The 15,187-nt window shown below is 63.9% G+C and carries 15 protein-coding genes; 7 read left to right on the forward strand and 8 right to left on the reverse strand.

Annotated features, from left to right (window positions below; genetic code table 11):
• Positions 1–155: 155 nt before the first annotated feature.
• From lptB to Q0601_RS13940, 5 genes are read right to left on the reverse strand one after another with little or no spacing between them, the layout of a single operon-like run.
• Positions 156–887, reverse strand: coding sequence for an LPS export ABC transporter ATP-binding protein (gene lptB / locus Q0601_RS13920; protein WP_305290455.1), 732 nt, complete (start codon positions 885–887; stop codon positions 156–158).
• Positions 888–895: 8 nt separating this feature from the next.
• Positions 896–1,387 carry a lipopolysaccharide transport periplasmic protein LptA gene (gene lptA / locus Q0601_RS13925; RefSeq protein WP_305290456.1) on the reverse strand — a complete coding sequence of 164 codons (492 nt, stop codon included), beginning with the start codon at positions 1,385–1,387 and terminating at the stop codon, positions 896–898.
• Between the two features lie 21 nt (positions 1,388–1,408).
• Entirely contained in the window at positions 1,409–1,984 is a 576-nt protein-coding gene (locus tag Q0601_RS13930) for a hypothetical protein (protein WP_305290457.1), read from the reverse strand.
• Positions 1,985–1,988: 4 nt separating this feature from the next.
• The gene (locus Q0601_RS13935) at positions 1,989–2,933 is read right to left on the reverse strand and encodes a KpsF/GutQ family sugar-phosphate isomerase (RefSeq protein ID WP_305290458.1); all 945 of its coding nucleotides are present in this window, start codon (positions 2,931–2,933) and stop codon (positions 1,989–1,991) included.
• 30 nt (positions 2,934–2,963) lie between these two features.
• Positions 2,964–3,578, reverse strand: coding sequence for a ribonuclease D (locus tag Q0601_RS13940; protein WP_305290459.1), 615 nt, complete (start codon positions 3,576–3,578; stop codon positions 2,964–2,966).
• A gap of 320 nt (positions 3,579–3,898) precedes the next feature.
• Between Q0601_RS13940 and Q0601_RS13945 the strand changes: the two genes are divergently transcribed.
• The 7 genes from Q0601_RS13945 to Q0601_RS13975 all read left to right on the forward strand — a co-directional run bounded on the left by Q0601_RS13945 (position 3,899) and on the right by Q0601_RS13975 (position 10,203).
• The gene (locus Q0601_RS13945; protein ID WP_305290460.1) at positions 3,899–4,855 is read left to right on the forward strand and encodes an AAA family ATPase; all 957 of its coding nucleotides are present in this window, start codon (positions 3,899–3,901) and stop codon (positions 4,853–4,855) included.
• A gap of 353 nt (positions 4,856–5,208) precedes the next feature.
• Entirely contained in the window at positions 5,209–6,039 is an 831-nt protein-coding gene (locus tag Q0601_RS13950) for a DUF58 domain-containing protein (RefSeq protein WP_305290461.1), read from the forward strand.
• Positions 6,036–6,389 (forward strand): hypothetical protein, encoded by a 354-nt coding sequence (locus tag Q0601_RS13955; protein ID WP_305290462.1) that lies wholly within the window; start codon positions 6,036–6,038, stop codon positions 6,387–6,389. Before Q0601_RS13950 ends, Q0601_RS13955 begins: the two co-directional genes overlap by 4 nt.
• On the forward strand, positions 6,386–7,336 hold the full coding sequence (locus Q0601_RS13960) for a VWA domain-containing protein (RefSeq protein ID WP_305290464.1): 951 nt from the start codon (positions 6,386–6,388) through the stop codon (positions 7,334–7,336). The genes Q0601_RS13955 and Q0601_RS13960 overlap by 4 nt, the downstream gene beginning before the upstream one ends.
• Entirely contained in the window at positions 7,324–8,226 is a 903-nt protein-coding gene (locus Q0601_RS13965; protein ID WP_305290465.1) for a VWA domain-containing protein, read from the forward strand. Before Q0601_RS13960 ends, Q0601_RS13965 begins: the two co-directional genes overlap by 13 nt.
• 184 nt (positions 8,227–8,410) lie before the next feature.
• Positions 8,411–9,028 carry a hypothetical protein gene (locus Q0601_RS13970; RefSeq protein WP_305290466.1) on the forward strand — a complete coding sequence of 206 codons (618 nt, stop codon included), beginning with the start codon at positions 8,411–8,413 and terminating at the stop codon, positions 9,026–9,028.
• The gene (locus tag Q0601_RS13975) at positions 9,022–10,203 is read left to right on the forward strand and encodes a hypothetical protein (protein ID WP_305290467.1); all 1,182 of its coding nucleotides are present in this window, start codon (positions 9,022–9,024) and stop codon (positions 10,201–10,203) included. The genes Q0601_RS13970 and Q0601_RS13975 overlap by 7 nt, the downstream gene beginning before the upstream one ends.
• A 10-nt stretch (positions 10,204–10,213) precedes the next feature.
• On the opposite strand, the gene opgC is transcribed toward Q0601_RS13975, so the two are convergent.
• From opgC to Q0601_RS13990, 3 genes are read right to left on the reverse strand one after another with little or no spacing between them, the layout of a single operon-like run.
• Positions 10,214–11,461 (reverse strand): OpgC domain-containing protein, encoded by a 1,248-nt coding sequence (gene opgC, locus Q0601_RS13980; protein ID WP_305290468.1) that lies wholly within the window; start codon positions 11,459–11,461, stop codon positions 10,214–10,216.
• Positions 11,458–13,551, reverse strand: coding sequence for a glucans biosynthesis glucosyltransferase MdoH (gene mdoH, locus Q0601_RS13985; RefSeq protein ID WP_305290469.1), 2,094 nt, complete (start codon positions 13,549–13,551; stop codon positions 11,458–11,460). The genes opgC and mdoH overlap by 4 nt, the downstream gene beginning before the upstream one ends.
• Positions 13,548–15,107: an OpgD/OpgG family glucan biosynthesis protein gene (locus Q0601_RS13990; protein ID WP_305290470.1), complete on the reverse strand. Its 1,560-nt coding sequence runs from the start codon at positions 15,105–15,107 to the stop codon at positions 13,548–13,550. The genes mdoH and Q0601_RS13990 overlap by 4 nt, the downstream gene beginning before the upstream one ends.
• Positions 15,108–15,187: the final 80 nt, after the last annotated feature.

Here is a 15,187-nt window from a genome sequence, read left to right on the forward strand (position 1 = left end):
CCGATCCGTTCATAGGTCCCGCGCATGGCGGAAAACGGGAATAGCGGGGTACGACAAGCCGCACCCACATGAGTCAATTTGGTGACAGCAAAACGTTTCTGTCAACGGCAAGCATAAGATCTGAAGGAAATTCCTGCGGGGTTCAGCCAATACCGTCAGCCGATATGGAAGCTGTCGCCAAGATAAACCTCGCGCACGCGCTGATCCGCCACGATCTCATCCGTGGTGCCGGACATCAGCACATGACCGTCATGCAGGATATAGGCGCGGTCCACGATCGCCAGGGTTTCGCGCACATTATGATCGGTGATCAGAACGCCGATTCCGCGGGTCTTGAGATCATGCACCAGTTCACGAATTTCCCCCACGGCGATCGGATCGACCCCGGCGAAAGGCTCGTCCAGCAACAGGAATTTGGGCGAAGAGGCCAAACAGCGGGCGATCTCGACCCGCCGGCGCTCGCCCCCCGACAAGGCCAGCGCGGGCGCGTTCCGCAAATGGCTGATCGAGAAATCCGCCAGAAGCTCTTCAAGCCGGTCCCGGCGGTGGCGTGGATCGTCAAAGGCGACCTCAAGCACGGCCATGATATTCTGCTCGACCGTAAGGCCCCGGAAAATCGACATTTCCTGCGGCAGATAACCGATTCCCATGCGCGCGCGCCGGAACATCGGCAGGCGCGTCGCATCCTGCCCGTCGATCATGACCTGCCCCGCATCCGGCGCGACCAGCCCCGCGATGCAGTAGAAACAGGTCGTCTTCCCCGAGCCGTTCGGCCCAAGCAACGCCACGACCTCGCCCCGTTTCAGCGTGACCGAGACTTCACGGATCACCAGCCGGTTGCGATAGGATTTGCGCAAATCCCTGACCATCAGTCCGTCATTCGACATCTGCTGCATCAGTTCGTGCCCGGCTGAAGGACCGAACGCACCCGGCCGTCGACCTTTGCCGTGCCGGCCGTCAGATCGACCTGCATCCGGTCGCCGGTCAGGACATTCTGGCCCTGCGTCATCACCACGTCACCGGTCAGGACCACCTCGCCCGCCTCGACATTGTAACTGGCCTCGGCAGCCTCGGCGGCATCCTCGCCGCTGACAAGCGTCACATTGCCCTTGGCGTGAAGCGATTTGATCCGGCTTTGCCCGGCATCGGCATATTCCACCGTGACCTGATCGGCGGCAAGGCGCATTTCCCCCTGCCCGATCACCACGTTACCGCTGAAAACCGCATGGCCATCTTCCTGCCGGACCGAAAGCTGATCCGCCGACACCTCGACCGGGGCCGAGGCATCCGCTTTCAGGCCCCCGAATCCGACCTGCTGCGCCATTGCCGGCACCGCCACAAAGATCGGGGCCACAAGGGTCAGTGCAATCATCATCGAGCGCAGCATCTGCATCTTCCTTCACTGAAATCAGGGTTGGTATATCAAACGCACGCCATCGGTGAAATTCAATACCGCCGAATCCTTCTGCTCCGGCCCCGCCTGCAACTCCATCGCCCCCGCCGTAAGCTTGCCGAAAGGCGCGGTCGCCCCGATTCCCTCGGTGGCCACCATACGCGAACGGTCGGTTGCTGTGTCGATCTTTTCGGCGGTTATATACCATCCCGAAGAGGTCGCCATGGTCACGCCCCCCTGCAAGGTAATCAATTCGTCATCCATCGCGCCGGCCGGCGCGGTCAGTTGCGCCGCCAGCCCATCGGGACGGCGCAGATCCAGCCGCAAGCCGTCGGCAGAGCCGCCCGCATCCTGCGCAGGGCTGATCTGCGAGGCACGCAAGGACAATTCCGCGCCATCCTCTGTCACGCCGGAATATTCCGGGGCGATCATGCGCGGTTCGCGCGCCATGCTTTCGGCATCGGTCTCGGCATAGGGGATCTCGGGTTCGGTATCCGAGCCGCCCGAGAACAGGAACATCGTCGACAGGATGACAAGCGCCAGCATGGGCAGCAGGACGCGCAACCAACGAACGATCCGGGTGCGCGTCATCGGCTCAGACCATCCCGGCCCGCAGGCAGTCATGGATATGCAGGATCCCGACGGGCTTGCCGTCGGTCACGGCGAAAAGACAGGTGATCTTGCGCGACTGCATCTCGGCCAGCGCAGCCGCAGCCAATGCGTCAGGTTCGATGACGCTGGGATTGCGGGTCATGACTTCGGCCGCGCTGCGATCCAGAAGCCCGTCCATATGCCGCCGCAAGTCTCCATCGGTGATGATTCCCGTCAACTGACCGCCGCCATCCAGCACCCCGGTCACGCCGTAGCCCTTCTGGCTGATGATCAGTAACGCCTCGGTCATCGGGTCGTTTTCCTGCACCAGAGGCATTTCGTCATGCATCAGATCGCCCACTTTCGCCAGCAGCGCGCCCAGCTTGCCGCCGGGGTGGAAGGTGCGGAAATGCTCGGCGGTGAATTCGCGATGCTCCATCAACGCCACGGCCAACGCGTCGCCCAGCGCCAGCGTCATGGTGGTCGAGGTGGTGGGCACGATCCCCCGCCCGCAAGCCTCGGGGGCGTCGGGCAGCACAAGCGCCACATCCGATTGCCGCAGCAAGGTCGAGCCGGGTTTCGACGCCACCCCGATCAGCGGGATCCGGAAGCGGCGGGTATGGGCGATCAGGTCGGCAAGCTCGGGCGTCTCGCCGCTGTTGGACAGCACAAGCGCCACATCGGATTGCGTGACCATGCCCAGATCGCCGTGGCTCGCCTCGGCCGGGTGGACGAATTGCGCGGGCGTGCCGGTCGAAGCCAGCGTCGCCGCGATCTTGCGGGCAATATGGCCGGATTTGCCCATGCCGGACACGATCACCCGGCCCGACGCGCCAAGGATCAGGTCGATGGCCTGTTGAAATTCCGGGCCAAGACCGTCCGCCAGAAGGTCAAGCGCCCTTGCTTCGGTGCGGATTACGCGGGTGGCGGTGTCGAGAAACGAATTCATGCTGCCCATCTATTAATGGAAGATATTCATCTAGTGGTGGAAGATATCCTTTTCATCCCCCCAACCCAGCAAATCCAGATGGGCACGCGCCGGAAGGAAATCGAAACAGGCCTGCGCAAGACCCAAACGATTCTCGCGCCGCAAACGTTCCTCGAGCGCGTCTTTCAGCTTGTGCAGATACAGCACATCCGATGCCGCATATTCCAGTTGCGCATCCGACAGATCCTCGGCGCCCCAGTCGCTGGTCTGCTGCTGCTTGCTGACATCCACATTCACAAGCTCGGACAGAAGGTTTTTCAGCCCGTGCCGATCGGTGAATGTCCGCACCAGTTTCGACGCGATCTTGGTGCACCAGACCGGAGAGGTCACGATCCCGAAGGCGTTTTCCAGCGCAGCGATGTCAAAACGCCCGAAATGAAACAATTTCAGCACTTTGGGATCGGCGAGCATGCGCGAGAGATTGGGTGCCTCGGTCTGGCCCCTTTCGATCTGGACCAGATGCGCCTGACCATCGCCCGAGGACATCTGCACCAGACAAAGCCGGTCCCGGCGCGGGTCAAGCCCCATGGTTTCGGTATCGATGGCCACGACCGGACCAAGATTCAGATCGTCGGGAAGATCATTCTGGTAAAGATGTATGCTCATCGGCTTTGCTGTTTCATCTCTGAGTCAATCATTTTGCCCCAATGACCAGAAACTGCGGGGGCATTCCAGTCAAATGCAACAGATTTTTCGTTTTCCGGGCACAGGCCACGCCGAAAACGGGTAAGACCAGCCCGGCAAGCGCGCCCGGCCTTTTTCTGCCACGGCTGCGGGCATGATTTGGGGTATGGGAATAATCTGCAAGCATGATTTCCTTAAAATCACCCGGTCATAATGTACAATCACCTATGTCAGACTTTCGGCGGGCTGGATACCGGGCACGAGTCCCTGCACAATGTGCATGTTCGCTCTGGAGGGCAGCGATGAACGAGCTTTCGCATAAAACGCATCCTGTCGCGCGGCTGGGGGCAGAGGTCGGCGCGGCGCTGATCGGGCATGAAATCCTGGTCGAGCGGCTGCTGATCGCGCTGCTGGCTGGCGGACATGTCCTGATCGAAGGGCCGCCCGGCATCGCCAAAACCCGCGCCGTCAAGCAGCTTGCCGCGCATCTGCCGGGCAGCCACGCGCGTATTCAATGCACGCCGGACCTGCTGCCGTCGGATCTGACCGGCACGCAGGTGTTCCGGCCCGAAACCGGCGGATTCGATTTCATGCCGGGTCCGGTCTTTCACAGTCTGATTCTGGTGGACGAGATCAACCGCGCACCGCCCAAGGTGCAATCCGCGCTGCTGGAAGCAATGGCGGAACGGCAGGTGACAAGCGGCGGCGTCACCCGGCCGCTGCCCGACCCCTTCATGGTGGTCGCGACCCAGAACCCGATCGAGCATGAGGGCACCTTTCCGCTGCCCGAGGCGCAGCTTGACCGTTTTCTGCTGCATCTGCGTCTGGATCTGCCGGATGCCGAGGCGGAACGCGCGATCCTCGATCTGGTCGAGGCCGAGGGGCAAACCCCGCCCAAGGCCGGGACGATCGTGGCGCCCGGGGATCTGGCGCAGGCACAGGCCGAGGTGGCACAGGTCCATCTGGCCCCGGCACTAAAGGATTTCATCGTGCGTCTGGTCATGGCCACGCGGCCCGGCGGCGCGGTGGCGGAATGGATCGAGCATCCGGTTTCGCCGCGCGGTTCGTTGGCGCTGGCGGCCGGGGTCCGGGCGCGGGCCTGGCTGAATGGCCGCGATCACGGCTTGCCCGAGGATGCCGAGGCGCTGGCGGCGGACGCATTGGCGCATCGCATGGTTCCCGCATGGCAGGCCGTCAGCGAGGGCCGCAGCGCCCGGCAACTGGTCGCCGAGATATTGGCCGAGGTCCGGCCTTGGTGAAGCACAGGACGGCAGATCGGGATTTGCGGTGTGCCGCGAATGCGGTCTTACCGTCCGGCAGGGGTGAATGGTATCCATCCCTGCATGCCAGCCGATGCATGACAGAGCCGCGCGGGCGCCCGACCGCGGGTGGGCGCTTTGACGGTTGTGCAGGGCAGTTTATGGCCAAGCCCCGAACGGGCTCACCCCCGTGGCGCCAAGGTCACAAAAGCGCCCGCCCTTGGGGGCGGTCGGGCGCCCGCGGGGCGGGGGGGGGGGGGCCCCCCCCCCCCCCCCCCGGGCCGTTGGCCCTTGATTCCGCGCGGGATTATAGCCACCGCCGCCGCGAAAAGCTTTCTCGCCGGAATCCCGCAATGACCGGCCTGCGCCTATCCGAAGCCCTTCCGGGGATCCGGCTGACGGAGGCGGAACTGCTGGCGCTGCGCGATGAGGGCGTGGCGCCCAACCGGCACCGTCCGGCAACGCGCAAGCCGGGGGCGGTACCCGCGCGGATGGAAGGCGCAGGCATGGATCTGCGCGAGATCCGGGCCTATGTCGCGGGCGACGATCCAAGGCGGATCGACCCGGCGGCAACCGCGCGGACCGGACAGCCCCATATTAGAAGCCTGCATGAAGACCGCGACGACACCACCCTGCTGATCGCCGATTTCCGCGCCCCGATGCTGTGGGGTACCGGAACGGCGCTGCGGTCGGTCAGGGGGGCATATCATCTGGCCCGCGCGGGCTGGCAGGCGGTGCTGCACGGTGGATCGGTCGCCGCGCTGACCGTCACCGGCGGCGGTCTGGCCGAGTTGCCCGGCGCGGCGGGCGACCGGCATATGGCCGGCATCGCGAAACTGCTGGCGCTGCAACACGACCGGGCGCTAAGCGATCCCGGCAGGCCGCCCCTGACCGAGGCCCTTGCCCGTGCCGCGCGGCTTGCCCCTGCGGGCGGGCGGGTATTGCTGGCGACTGCGCCGGGCGAGTGGCGCGATGCCGAAGCGGCATTGTCGCGGCTTGCCCGCCGCCGCATCGTCACCATCGCCCTGATGCTGGACGAGATCGAATGCAAACCGCCGCGCGGCGTGCTTGCCGTCAGCGACGGCCGCGCAAGCCGCCTTGCCCGTCTAGCCCTGCCCGATCTTGCCGGGGAATGCGCCCGGTTGCGCGCCATCGGCACCAGACCCGCCGAGGTGCAGCCGTGACGCATGAAGACATGCTTGCCATGCTTGCCCCGCCCCGCCTGCCCGCCGATATGGCCGCGCTGGGCTGGCGCGAGCTTTGCGGGCTGGCCGGGCTGGGCCTGCTGGCGGCACTGATCCTGTTCGCATTGCTGCTGCCCTGGCTGACCCGCCGCCCTTCGCGCCGCGTCCGCATCCGCGCCACGCGCGGACAGCCCGGAGCCGAGCGGATCCTGTCCATCGCCCGTATTCTTGGCCATCTGCCGGAAACATTGCGCCCGGCTGCCTATGGCGCCGCCCCGCCGCCTTCGGATGAGCAGATCGAGCGGATCGCGCTGGCGGGCGCAAACCCGCGCGGCAAGAGGCGAAGATGAGTTTTGCCCTGCCCTGGCTGCTGATCCTTCTGCCGCTGCCGCTATTGCTGCGACGGCTGACGCCTTCTATCGCCATCGGCCGGCCGGCACTGATCCTGCCACAGCATCTGTTGCAGGCCACCCGCGACGAAACCGGGGCCGAGATCCGGCGCGGGCCCTGGCTGACCGCGCTGACATGGATCCTGCTGGTGCTTGCGCTGGCAGGGCCAAGAACCGAGGCGGTCAGCGATATCATCCCCGCCTCGGGGCGCGATATCGTGCTGGCCATCGATCTGTCGGGCAGCATGATGAAAGAGGATTTCCGGCTGGACGATCAGCCCGTTTCGCGGCTGGACGCCGTCAAGCGCACCGCCTCGGCCTTTGTCGCGGCACGGCGTGGGGACCGGATCGGGCTGGTGATCTTCGGCGAGGAAGCCTATTTCGCCGCTCCGCTGACCTTCGACGTGGATGCCGTCGCCCGCGCCATAGACGAGGCGCAGATCGGCATATCCGGGCGCGGCACGGCGATTTCCGACGGGCTGGGGCTTGCCACCAAGCGGCTGTCACGCAGCGATGCGCCGACACGGGTGATCGTGCTTCTGTCGGACGGGGTGGATACCTCGGGCAATGTGCCTGCGGTCGAGGCGGCGAAGCTGGCCGCCTCGCACGGGATCAGGGTCCATTCCATCGCCCTTGGCCCCGAAGACCTGGAGAACCAGCCCAAATCGCGCGATGCGGTGGATGTAAAGACCCTGCGCGATATCGCGGCGGCGGCGGAAGGCGAAAGCTTCCGGGTCCGCACGACCGCGGATTTGCAGCGCATGGCGGCCACGCTGGACCGGCTTGAACCGAACCCCTCATCGCGCCCGCCGATGCGCTATTGGCAATCGCTGTGGCAATGGCCGGCGATGCTGGCGCTTGGATGCCTTATCCTTCTGACCGTCAGGAGGCATGGATGGGCGGGTTGATCCTGATGCGCCCGTGGTGGCTTCTGGCACTGCTGCCTCTGGCGGCACTGACGCTGTGGACTTTACGGCATAATGGCGATGCGGGCGGCTGGCAGCGGGTCATGCCGCCCCGGATGCTGCGCGCGATGATCGCACTTGGCGCATTGGGCGGGCGGCAGCCGCTGTGGCAGCGCATTCTGACGCCTGCCGCGATGCTGGCCCTGATCCTTGGCCTGACCGGCCCCGCCCTGCCGCGCCGCGACGCGCCGGTGCTGACCCAGACCGATGCCGTGGTGATCGCCATAGACCTGTCGCCTTCGGTCGCAGCTGGGCCGGGCATGAAACAGGCGCAATTCGCGGCGGCGGGACTGTTGCAGGGGCTGGCCGGGCGACCGGTCGGGATGATCCTTTACGGGGGCGAGGCTTATACGGTGGCCGCGCCGACCCTGGATCTATCCACGCTTGAAACGCAGATCGCGGTTCTGGACGCCGACACGATGCCCAATCCGGGCAGTCGCGTGGCGGATGCGCTTGGGCAGGCGGGCAAGATGCTGGAACAGCCGCGCCGCGCCGATCTGGTGATCATCTCGGACGGCGGCGGCGTCGACCGTCAGGCCGAGGCCGAGGCGAACCGGCTGGCCGATGCGGGCGTGCGGATCTCGGCCCTGCGGATCCCGGATGTCGCGCCGGACGCGCCGGTACCGCCTTCAGATGCGCTTGAACGGCTGGTGCGGGGCGAGGGCAAGGTTTTGCCCGCCGATCAGATGGCGCGGATGGCCGGATCGCTGGACCGGACGGGCGCCGCGATGCGCGATCCGGTGCTGCGGGCGCTGCAATATCGCGACCTTGGCCCGATTCTGGCAGCATTCGCGCTGTTTCCGCTGCTGATCATGTTGCGGAAGCAGAAATGACGGCGCGGTTCCACATCGGGATAGCCGCGCAGCGCCCGTCCGCCGGATGGGCGGCAAAAGGATGTGTTTCTTGCTTTTTGGTGCAACCCCGAAGGAAGCTGATACCGCAGGATAACGTTACAAAAGCGCCCGCCCGGCCGGGCGGATGGGGCAAGCCAGCCGCACTGATCATCGGGGGGATGCGATGAAACTGCCCCTGCTTATTCTGATCGCCGCTCTTGCCGCCATCGCCCTTGCCGGACCCGAGGCGATGGGGCGGCTGGCATTGCGGGCTGGCTGGGACGGGGCGGCGGCAAAACTGCTGACCGATCGCGCGGCGCAGGGCGTGGCGCTGTACCGGATGGGGGATTACGCCGCCGCCGACAAGGCATTCGCCGATGCCGGTCGGTCGCAGACCTATAATCGCGGTCTCAGCCTTGCCGCGACCGGGGATTACCCGCTGTCTGTCGCCTATTTCGATGCCATGCTTTTCGCCAATCCCGCCGATGCGCAGGCCCGGTCCAATCGCGAACTGGTCGCCTCGATGTTCCCGCCTCCGCGCGGGGAAAGCGTCGCGCCGGGACGGTTGGCCGGGACCGGAGGCATGGAATCGGAAGACGCTCTGGACGCCAATCTGCTTGCCAATGCCTCGGGTCCGAAATGGGACCGCCAGCTTGACCGCAAGGGCATCGCCGCAACGGATGAATGGCTCGAGATCATCTCGGACGATCCGGGCGAGTTCCTGCGCCTGCGCATCCGTGCCGAATATGAACGCCGCGCCAATCTTGGCCTGATTCGCCCGAAAGAGGCCGACCCATGGTGATCCGACCGATCCTGTCGCTGCTTCTATGGCTGTCCATTTTATGGGGGGCCGCCACGCTTCCCGCCGCCGCGCAGGGCGATACGAAGCTGCGGATCCTGTATGATCACGGCAATCCGGTCGTGTCCGAGATGGTCCGGCTGACGATTCGCGGCGAATATGACCTGACCGTCTCGCTGGAAGAGATGGTCATCCCGAATTCGCCCGATTACGACTGGATCCAGATCGCCCGCGACGATTGGCACAAAGAGCGGGTGAATGGCCGCCTTCTGCAGATATTCGAACGGAAGATCGCCGTCTTTCCCAGCCATGACGGAGAAATCTCTATCGGCCCGATCACGCATCACCTGACCTATGTTCAGGGCAATGGGCAACGCGCGGAAACCGATGTCACCGCGCCGGCGGCAGTGCTGAACGTCAAGCCCTTTCCCGGCGATCACCGCCCCCTTTCGGCGAAGAAACTGACCCTGACCGACGAATTGTCGGCGGAACCGGGGCAGTTGAAACAGAACGAAGTCCTGACCCGCCGCGTCACCATCGAGGCACAGGACACGCTGGCCCATTACCTGCCCCCGCGCCCCGATCTCAGCCAGCCCTGGATGATCAGTTTCACCGCGCCCGAGGAGCGCGAGACGGTCATGACCGATAACGGCCCGGTGGCGCGGGTGGTCTGGGAATGGCAATTGCGCCCGCATACCGGCGAACCCGCCATCCTGCCCGGCGCGGGGTTTGCGTGGTTCGACAGCGCGAACCGGCGGGTCGAGATCGCGCCGCTAGACCCGATTCCCTTCGGCTTCAGCGGATTTGGCGCGAATTTCGGCGATAGCGGCGATGGCAGCGCCTTGCCCAACCGCATGATTTCGATTGCCGTGCTGCTGGCTGCCTTTACCGGCGGATTGGTGGCGCTGCTATGGCAGCGCAGCCCGATGCGGGGCGATGCCCTGCAAAGACGCCTGCGCCGGTTGCTGCCTTCGCCCCATATGTGGGTGATGCGGAAGGCGGCCAGCCGCAACGATCTGCCCGCCCTTCGCCACGCCGCCGAACGGCATCTTGACTGGCGCGGGCTTCAGCCGCAGGGCCTGACCGAGCTTGATCGCCAGCTTTATGCGGCATCCCCCCTGCCGGGTTTCGATGCGCGGAACTGGCTGAAATCTTTCCTGAAATCGGCACGCGGATAAACCGCCGCCGCTATGTCCGTACCTGAACGGGCGGGCACCGCCCGGCTTTGGAGGGTTCCGAAGCGCATGTTTCTGCCGGAACCTGAAGGGTTTTGGCGGTCTTGGCCGCTTTGGCAGCCCTGGCCTGAAGAGCTTTCGCCGCTTTGGCCGCTTTCCGGGCCTTTTGCCGCGGCGCCCCATATTCCAGCCAGACGATGGCAAGCCCCCACAGCGCCATAACGACCCACAGATCGACAGCCAGTCTTTGCAATACCGGTTGATCGGCAGGATTGATCTGCAACGCATCCCCCAGAATCGACAGCAGGACGCAGGCGATGAAGGACCATAATCCGCCGCGCCCGATCTGCTGCATCGCCTCTCCGGGGCGGCTTGCAGCGATCCGCTCGATGATCCGCGCCAATGGCACCGCAACCAGCCAGCTTGCGGCGACGATCGCCAGATAACGGGTGCCGTCCAGCGACCATTTGTCGACCGTGCCGTAAAGCGGCCTGAGCGCATTGCGCAGCGGCAGCCCCGCCTGGCCAAATTGAACCGCGGTGCCGAGAACGGCACCGAAAAGGAACATGCCCCAGGCAATCAGCGTGACCGCAAGCCGATACCGCAGCAATACCGGCATGAACTGCTTGCGGAACAGCGACATCGCCACGCCGGTGAAGAACAGCATCTGCCAGCCGAACGGATTGAACAGGAAGCCCGATCCGCGTTGATTGGGGATCATGGCGTTCAATGTCGGCGCGAACCACCAAAGCGTCACCGAACAGATGGCGAAAACCAGCGGCCAGCGAAGCATGACCGGAACAAGCAACGGAGTTGAGGCGATCAGCAGGACATAGACCGCCAGCACATCCAGAAGATTCGGCTGCATCCACATGGTCATCAATGTGCCCACGTAACCCAGCGGATTCTCGATGACCCAGATCGCATACTGGTTCCAGACGGCAGTATGCCTCATCTCGAATGCCAGCAATATTGCGGACAGAAGCGCAAGCAGCACACCGCCGATCACAAGGGCGCGCCAGACCTCGAAGGCGCGGCGGACAAACCGGCGCCGGGCAACGCCGCGACCCTGCTTTTCCTCGACATTCAGCCAGACTATCCCGATCAGGAATCCCGACAGCAACACAAAGAGTTCCGCCGCATCGAAGACCACGAAATTCGCCAGCGTCACCTCGCGCAGGATCGAGGCCGGCATATGATCAAGCATGATGCAGACAAGCGCGTAGCCGCGCAGCGCATCCAGAGATATCATGCGCTTCATATGGGAAGCTGGCTCCACTCTCGCAGCAGTTCCCTGCTTGACACAAGCGCGTTTGCCTCGGCCGGGTTCAGAAACCCAAGCGCTTCCGTCTGGCTTCCCGCATTGGCGATCTTGGCGCCTGCGGTGATCTGATCCATCCGCTCCGCGGCGGGCCTTTCGTCCGGCACCGGGACAAGTGCCATATGCCGGGCCAGCAGTTCGGGTTCCTTTCCAAGGCGAAGAATCGATTCGTTACCCAATTGCCGCCGGGGAAGCTTGCGCATCACGGCCTGCGCCTCGGAAAGCACCCGGGGCGGATCGCGCTCTTCCGGGGTGACCAGCAGCCCGCGCATTCTGGTCCAGCGGCCAAAGACCGGGCTGGCCGAGAAACGCGAGGTCAGCGGCGACAGGATCAGCCCGATCAGGATCGGCGACAGCCAGATCAGCTGCCGCGGCGAAAATTCAGCCAGCACGATCAACGTACCCACGCCCAGCGCAACATGCGCCCAGTGACGGCTGATCACGACATGCCATGGTGGAACCGTTCCGGCACGGACCTGTGCTTTCCATCCGCTGTCCCGGCCGCGCAGGATTTCGTATATCTGCCGGGTCTGGGTCAGCATCTGCACCGGGGCGATCAGTGCCGAAAGCACGATCTCGAACAGCGCGCTTGCAAGGATATGCACCGGACCGCCGGAATTCCGCGCCAATGGCCGGAGCCACGCCCGGAAAAGCGCGAAAAACCTGGGCAGCAGCAGCAGCGCCATAGCGGTGATGAACAGCCACAGCATCCGCAGGGAATCGAAAACCGGCCATTCGGGGAAAAGCTGATAGGCATTCGGGAAATATTCCGGCGTGGACAGAAGCACCGTCGCCGACAGCACAAGCCCGACCAGAATCAGCGCCAGCCAGATCGGGCTCATCAGGAATGCCAGCACGCCGATGGCGAAATGCGCGCCGCTTATGGCGCGGGTTCCCTTCATCCCGATCAGGCCAAGATGCTGAAGGTTCCCCTGCGCCCATCTGCGTTCCCGCGCCGCCATGTCCAGAAGTGTGGGCGGGCAGCCTTCGTAACTGCCGCGCAGATCGTAATCCAGCCGGACTTTCCAGCCGGCCCGGCACAGCGCCGCCGCCTCGACGAAATCATGGCTGAGGATCGAGCCGCCGAAAGGCGGTTTGCCGGGCAGTTTGGGCAATCCGCAGCATTGGGCAAAGGCAGAGATGCGGATAATCGCGTTATGGCCCCAGAAATTTCCGGTATTCCCGGACCATGCGGCAACCCCGCGCGCGATCATCGGGCCATAGACGCGCCCGGCGAACTGGGTCAGGCGGGCGAAAATCGTTTCACCGCCGACCAGAACCGGCATGGTCTGGATCAGGGCCAGATCCTGTGCCCCCTCCATCCGCGCCGAAAGCGCCCTGATGGTTTCGCCGCTCATGATGCTGTCGGCATCCAGAACGACCATATGATCGTAATTCCCGCCCCAGCGGCGCAGGAATTCCGCGATATTGCCGGATTTGCGGTCCTCGTTGGTTTCGCGGCGGCGATACCAGATCGGCAGCGGCGACATTTCCCGCGCCGCCGAGACCGCAAGGGTTTCGTTGACGGCGATATCGGGGTCGCGCGTATCCGAAAGCACGAATATCTCGGTACGCTCGCCCATCCCCTCACGCATGAGATCCTCGGCAAGGGCGGTCAGCAGGCCGATGCTTGTCGTGGCATCCTCGTGATAGATCGGCATGACGACGGCGATGCGGGCGGTGCCGGGAATATCCGGGGTCTTCGGCACGCGTGCCAGAAAACCGACAATCGTGGCGCAGAAACTGAACCCGACCCAGGCAAAGGTCGGCACGAACAAGGCCAGAAGCATAAGCTGCATCGGCGTCGGCTTATCGCCGAAGGCGGTCAGCATTTGCAGAAAGCCGATAACCGCCAGCGCCGCCGTCCCGCCAAAGGCGATCAGCCGGGCCAGCCAGACCCGCCAGTTCTCGAAACCGGCTTTCGGGCCTTTCGGGGGCGGTCTGCGGAAATCCTGCACCGGCATTTCCAGCGGTGCTTCCGGGGGCATCGGCGGCAAATCCGCGCCGTTACTGTCAAGCGCGATATTCATGCCGACCAGCGAGTCATCCAGGTTTCGCTAAGCGCGATTCCGTCCTTGCCGGTCAATACGGCCTGAATATCTGCGAATTGCGCGTTTTCGGGCTGAAACTCGAAAGCGAGTCGCAAAACCTGCTGCTCGGGCAATTGCTTCAGATAGGCGTGAACGATCTTGCCCTTCGAGGTCGTCACCTTGGATTCCGGCAGTTCCGAAGAGAACAGGGACAGATCGAAATCGACGATGTAACTTCTTTGCGTTTCCTCGTTGATCGAGCGGCCCGACCGGACCTGCCGGATCTTTGCCAGTGGCAATTCGCTTGGCGGCAAGGCTGAGAAGCTCATCCGATACTGGAATTCGCGCCGCTTGCCCTTGGTGATCGGTTCCTTGGGCACCCAATAGCTGACGATATTGTCGTTGAACTCGTTCTCGACCGGAATTTCGACCAGTCTGATTTCGCCGTCGCCCCAATCGCCTTCGGGTTCGATCCATGCCGAGGGGCGCAGGTGATAGGATGCCTCGGCATCCTGATAATCCTCGAATTCCCGCTTGCGCTGAATCAGGCCAAAGCCGCGCGGATCGCTGTCGACGAATGAGGCGATCTGAAGATTCTTTGGCGATGACAGGCTGCGCCACAGGGCCTGACCCGCGCCGGTATGCATCTGCAGCCCGTCGCTGTCATGAACGGCGGGCCGGTAATCGTCGACCGTGCGGCGGCTTGCGGGGCTGAACCAGAACATCGAGGTCAGCGGCGCAATCCCGGTTTCGCGCAGATCGATGCGCGGGAACAATGCGACACGCGTGCGGACCATGGTCACGGCACCCGGGCTGACATCGAATTCATAAGCGCCGGTCACCGATTTGCTGTCCAGAATCGCGTGAATGCGGATCGTCCCGGCAGAATTCGGATCGGCTTCGTGAATCCAGAAATCGGTAAAGAGAGGAAATTCCTCGCCATCGGGACTGCCGGTCTTGATCGCCAATCCGCGGGCAGACAGACCGTACAGGGTTCCGCGCGCCACGGCCCGGAAATAGGTCGCGCCCTGAAAGACCAGGAATTCATCCATGACGCCGGGCTTGTTCAGCGTGGTCCGCATGCGGAAACCCGACCAGCCCATCTCGCCCTTGGTGTCCAGATCGGCGCCGTCCGGAAATTGCGAGGGATCGAATTCAAGCATATGCGGATCGAAGCCAAGCTTCTGCGGAACGCCGTCCCGGACAATGCTGATATTCACCGGCTCGTAGAAGATCACGCCCGGCGGCAACAGATCAAGCGCAAAGCCCCCGCGCCCCTCAAGCGGATCCAGGTCGCGGCGGAAACGAATCCCACGATATTGATCGTAATTCAGATCGGCGAAACTGCCGACCTGTTCGGCCACGGGCTGCGTGTAAACGCGGGTCGCGCGGTCTTCCGCAATCGCGGCAACGTCTTCGAACCCGAAATCATGATGTGCGGTCGGCACATCCCCGCCAGTTTCATCGTCAGCTTCCTGAGCCTGCGCCCTGGCTGCCACAATCTGACCACCGACTGCCAGCACACTGGCGGCATTAAGAAATTGTCTGCGCTTCATACGTGGATTTCGATGCCCAAAAACCTGATTATCATACGGACCCTGCCGCATTGCAGCAAGCTGTATAGGCGGTAACGTGC

The sequence above is a fragment of the Paracoccus wurundjeri genome (genome assembly GCF_030678915.1).
Lineage (GTDB): Bacteria > Pseudomonadota > Alphaproteobacteria > Rhodobacterales > Rhodobacteraceae > Paracoccus > Paracoccus onubensis_A.

Bases quoted from the DNA above. Each gene is read 5' to 3' on its own strand.
- Q0601_RS13940 (WP_305290459.1), bottom strand. From the start codon at position 3,578: ATGAGCATACATCTTTACCAGAATGATCTTCCCGACGATCTGAATCTT.
- Q0601_RS13935 (WP_305290458.1), bottom strand. From the start codon at position 2,933: ATGAATTCGTTTCTCGACACCGCCACCCGCGTAATCCGCACCGAAGCA.
- Q0601_RS13990 (WP_305290470.1), bottom strand. From the start codon at position 15,107: ATGAAGCGCAGACAATTTCTTAATGCCGCCAGTGTGCTGGCAGTCGGT.
- Q0601_RS13950 (WP_305290461.1), top strand. From the start codon at position 5,209: ATGACCGGCCTGCGCCTATCCGAAGCCCTTCCGGGGATCCGGCTGACG.
- Q0601_RS13945 (WP_305290460.1), top strand. From the start codon at position 3,899: ATGAACGAGCTTTCGCATAAAACGCATCCTGTCGCGCGGCTGGGGGCA.
- opgC (WP_305290468.1), bottom strand. From the start codon at position 11,461: ATGAAGCGCATGATATCTCTGGATGCGCTGCGCGGCTACGCGCTTGTC.
- Q0601_RS13970 (WP_305290466.1), top strand. From the start codon at position 8,411: ATGAAACTGCCCCTGCTTATTCTGATCGCCGCTCTTGCCGCCATCGCC.
- Q0601_RS13975 (WP_305290467.1), top strand. From the start codon at position 9,022: ATGGTGATCCGACCGATCCTGTCGCTGCTTCTATGGCTGTCCATTTTA.
- Q0601_RS13960 (WP_305290464.1), top strand. From the start codon at position 6,386: ATGAGTTTTGCCCTGCCCTGGCTGCTGATCCTTCTGCCGCTGCCGCTA.
- Q0601_RS13930 (WP_305290457.1), bottom strand. From the start codon at position 1,984: ATGACGCGCACCCGGATCGTTCGTTGGTTGCGCGTCCTGCTGCCCATG.
- lptA (WP_305290456.1), bottom strand. From the start codon at position 1,387: ATGCTGCGCTCGATGATGATTGCACTGACCCTTGTGGCCCCGATCTTT.
- mdoH (WP_305290469.1), bottom strand. From the start codon at position 13,551: ATGAATATCGCGCTTGACAGTAACGGCGCGGATTTGCCGCCGATGCCC.
- Q0601_RS13965 (WP_305290465.1), top strand. From the start codon at position 7,324: ATGGGCGGGTTGATCCTGATGCGCCCGTGGTGGCTTCTGGCACTGCTG.
- lptB (WP_305290455.1), bottom strand. From the start codon at position 887: ATGTCGAATGACGGACTGATGGTCAGGGATTTGCGCAAATCCTATCGC.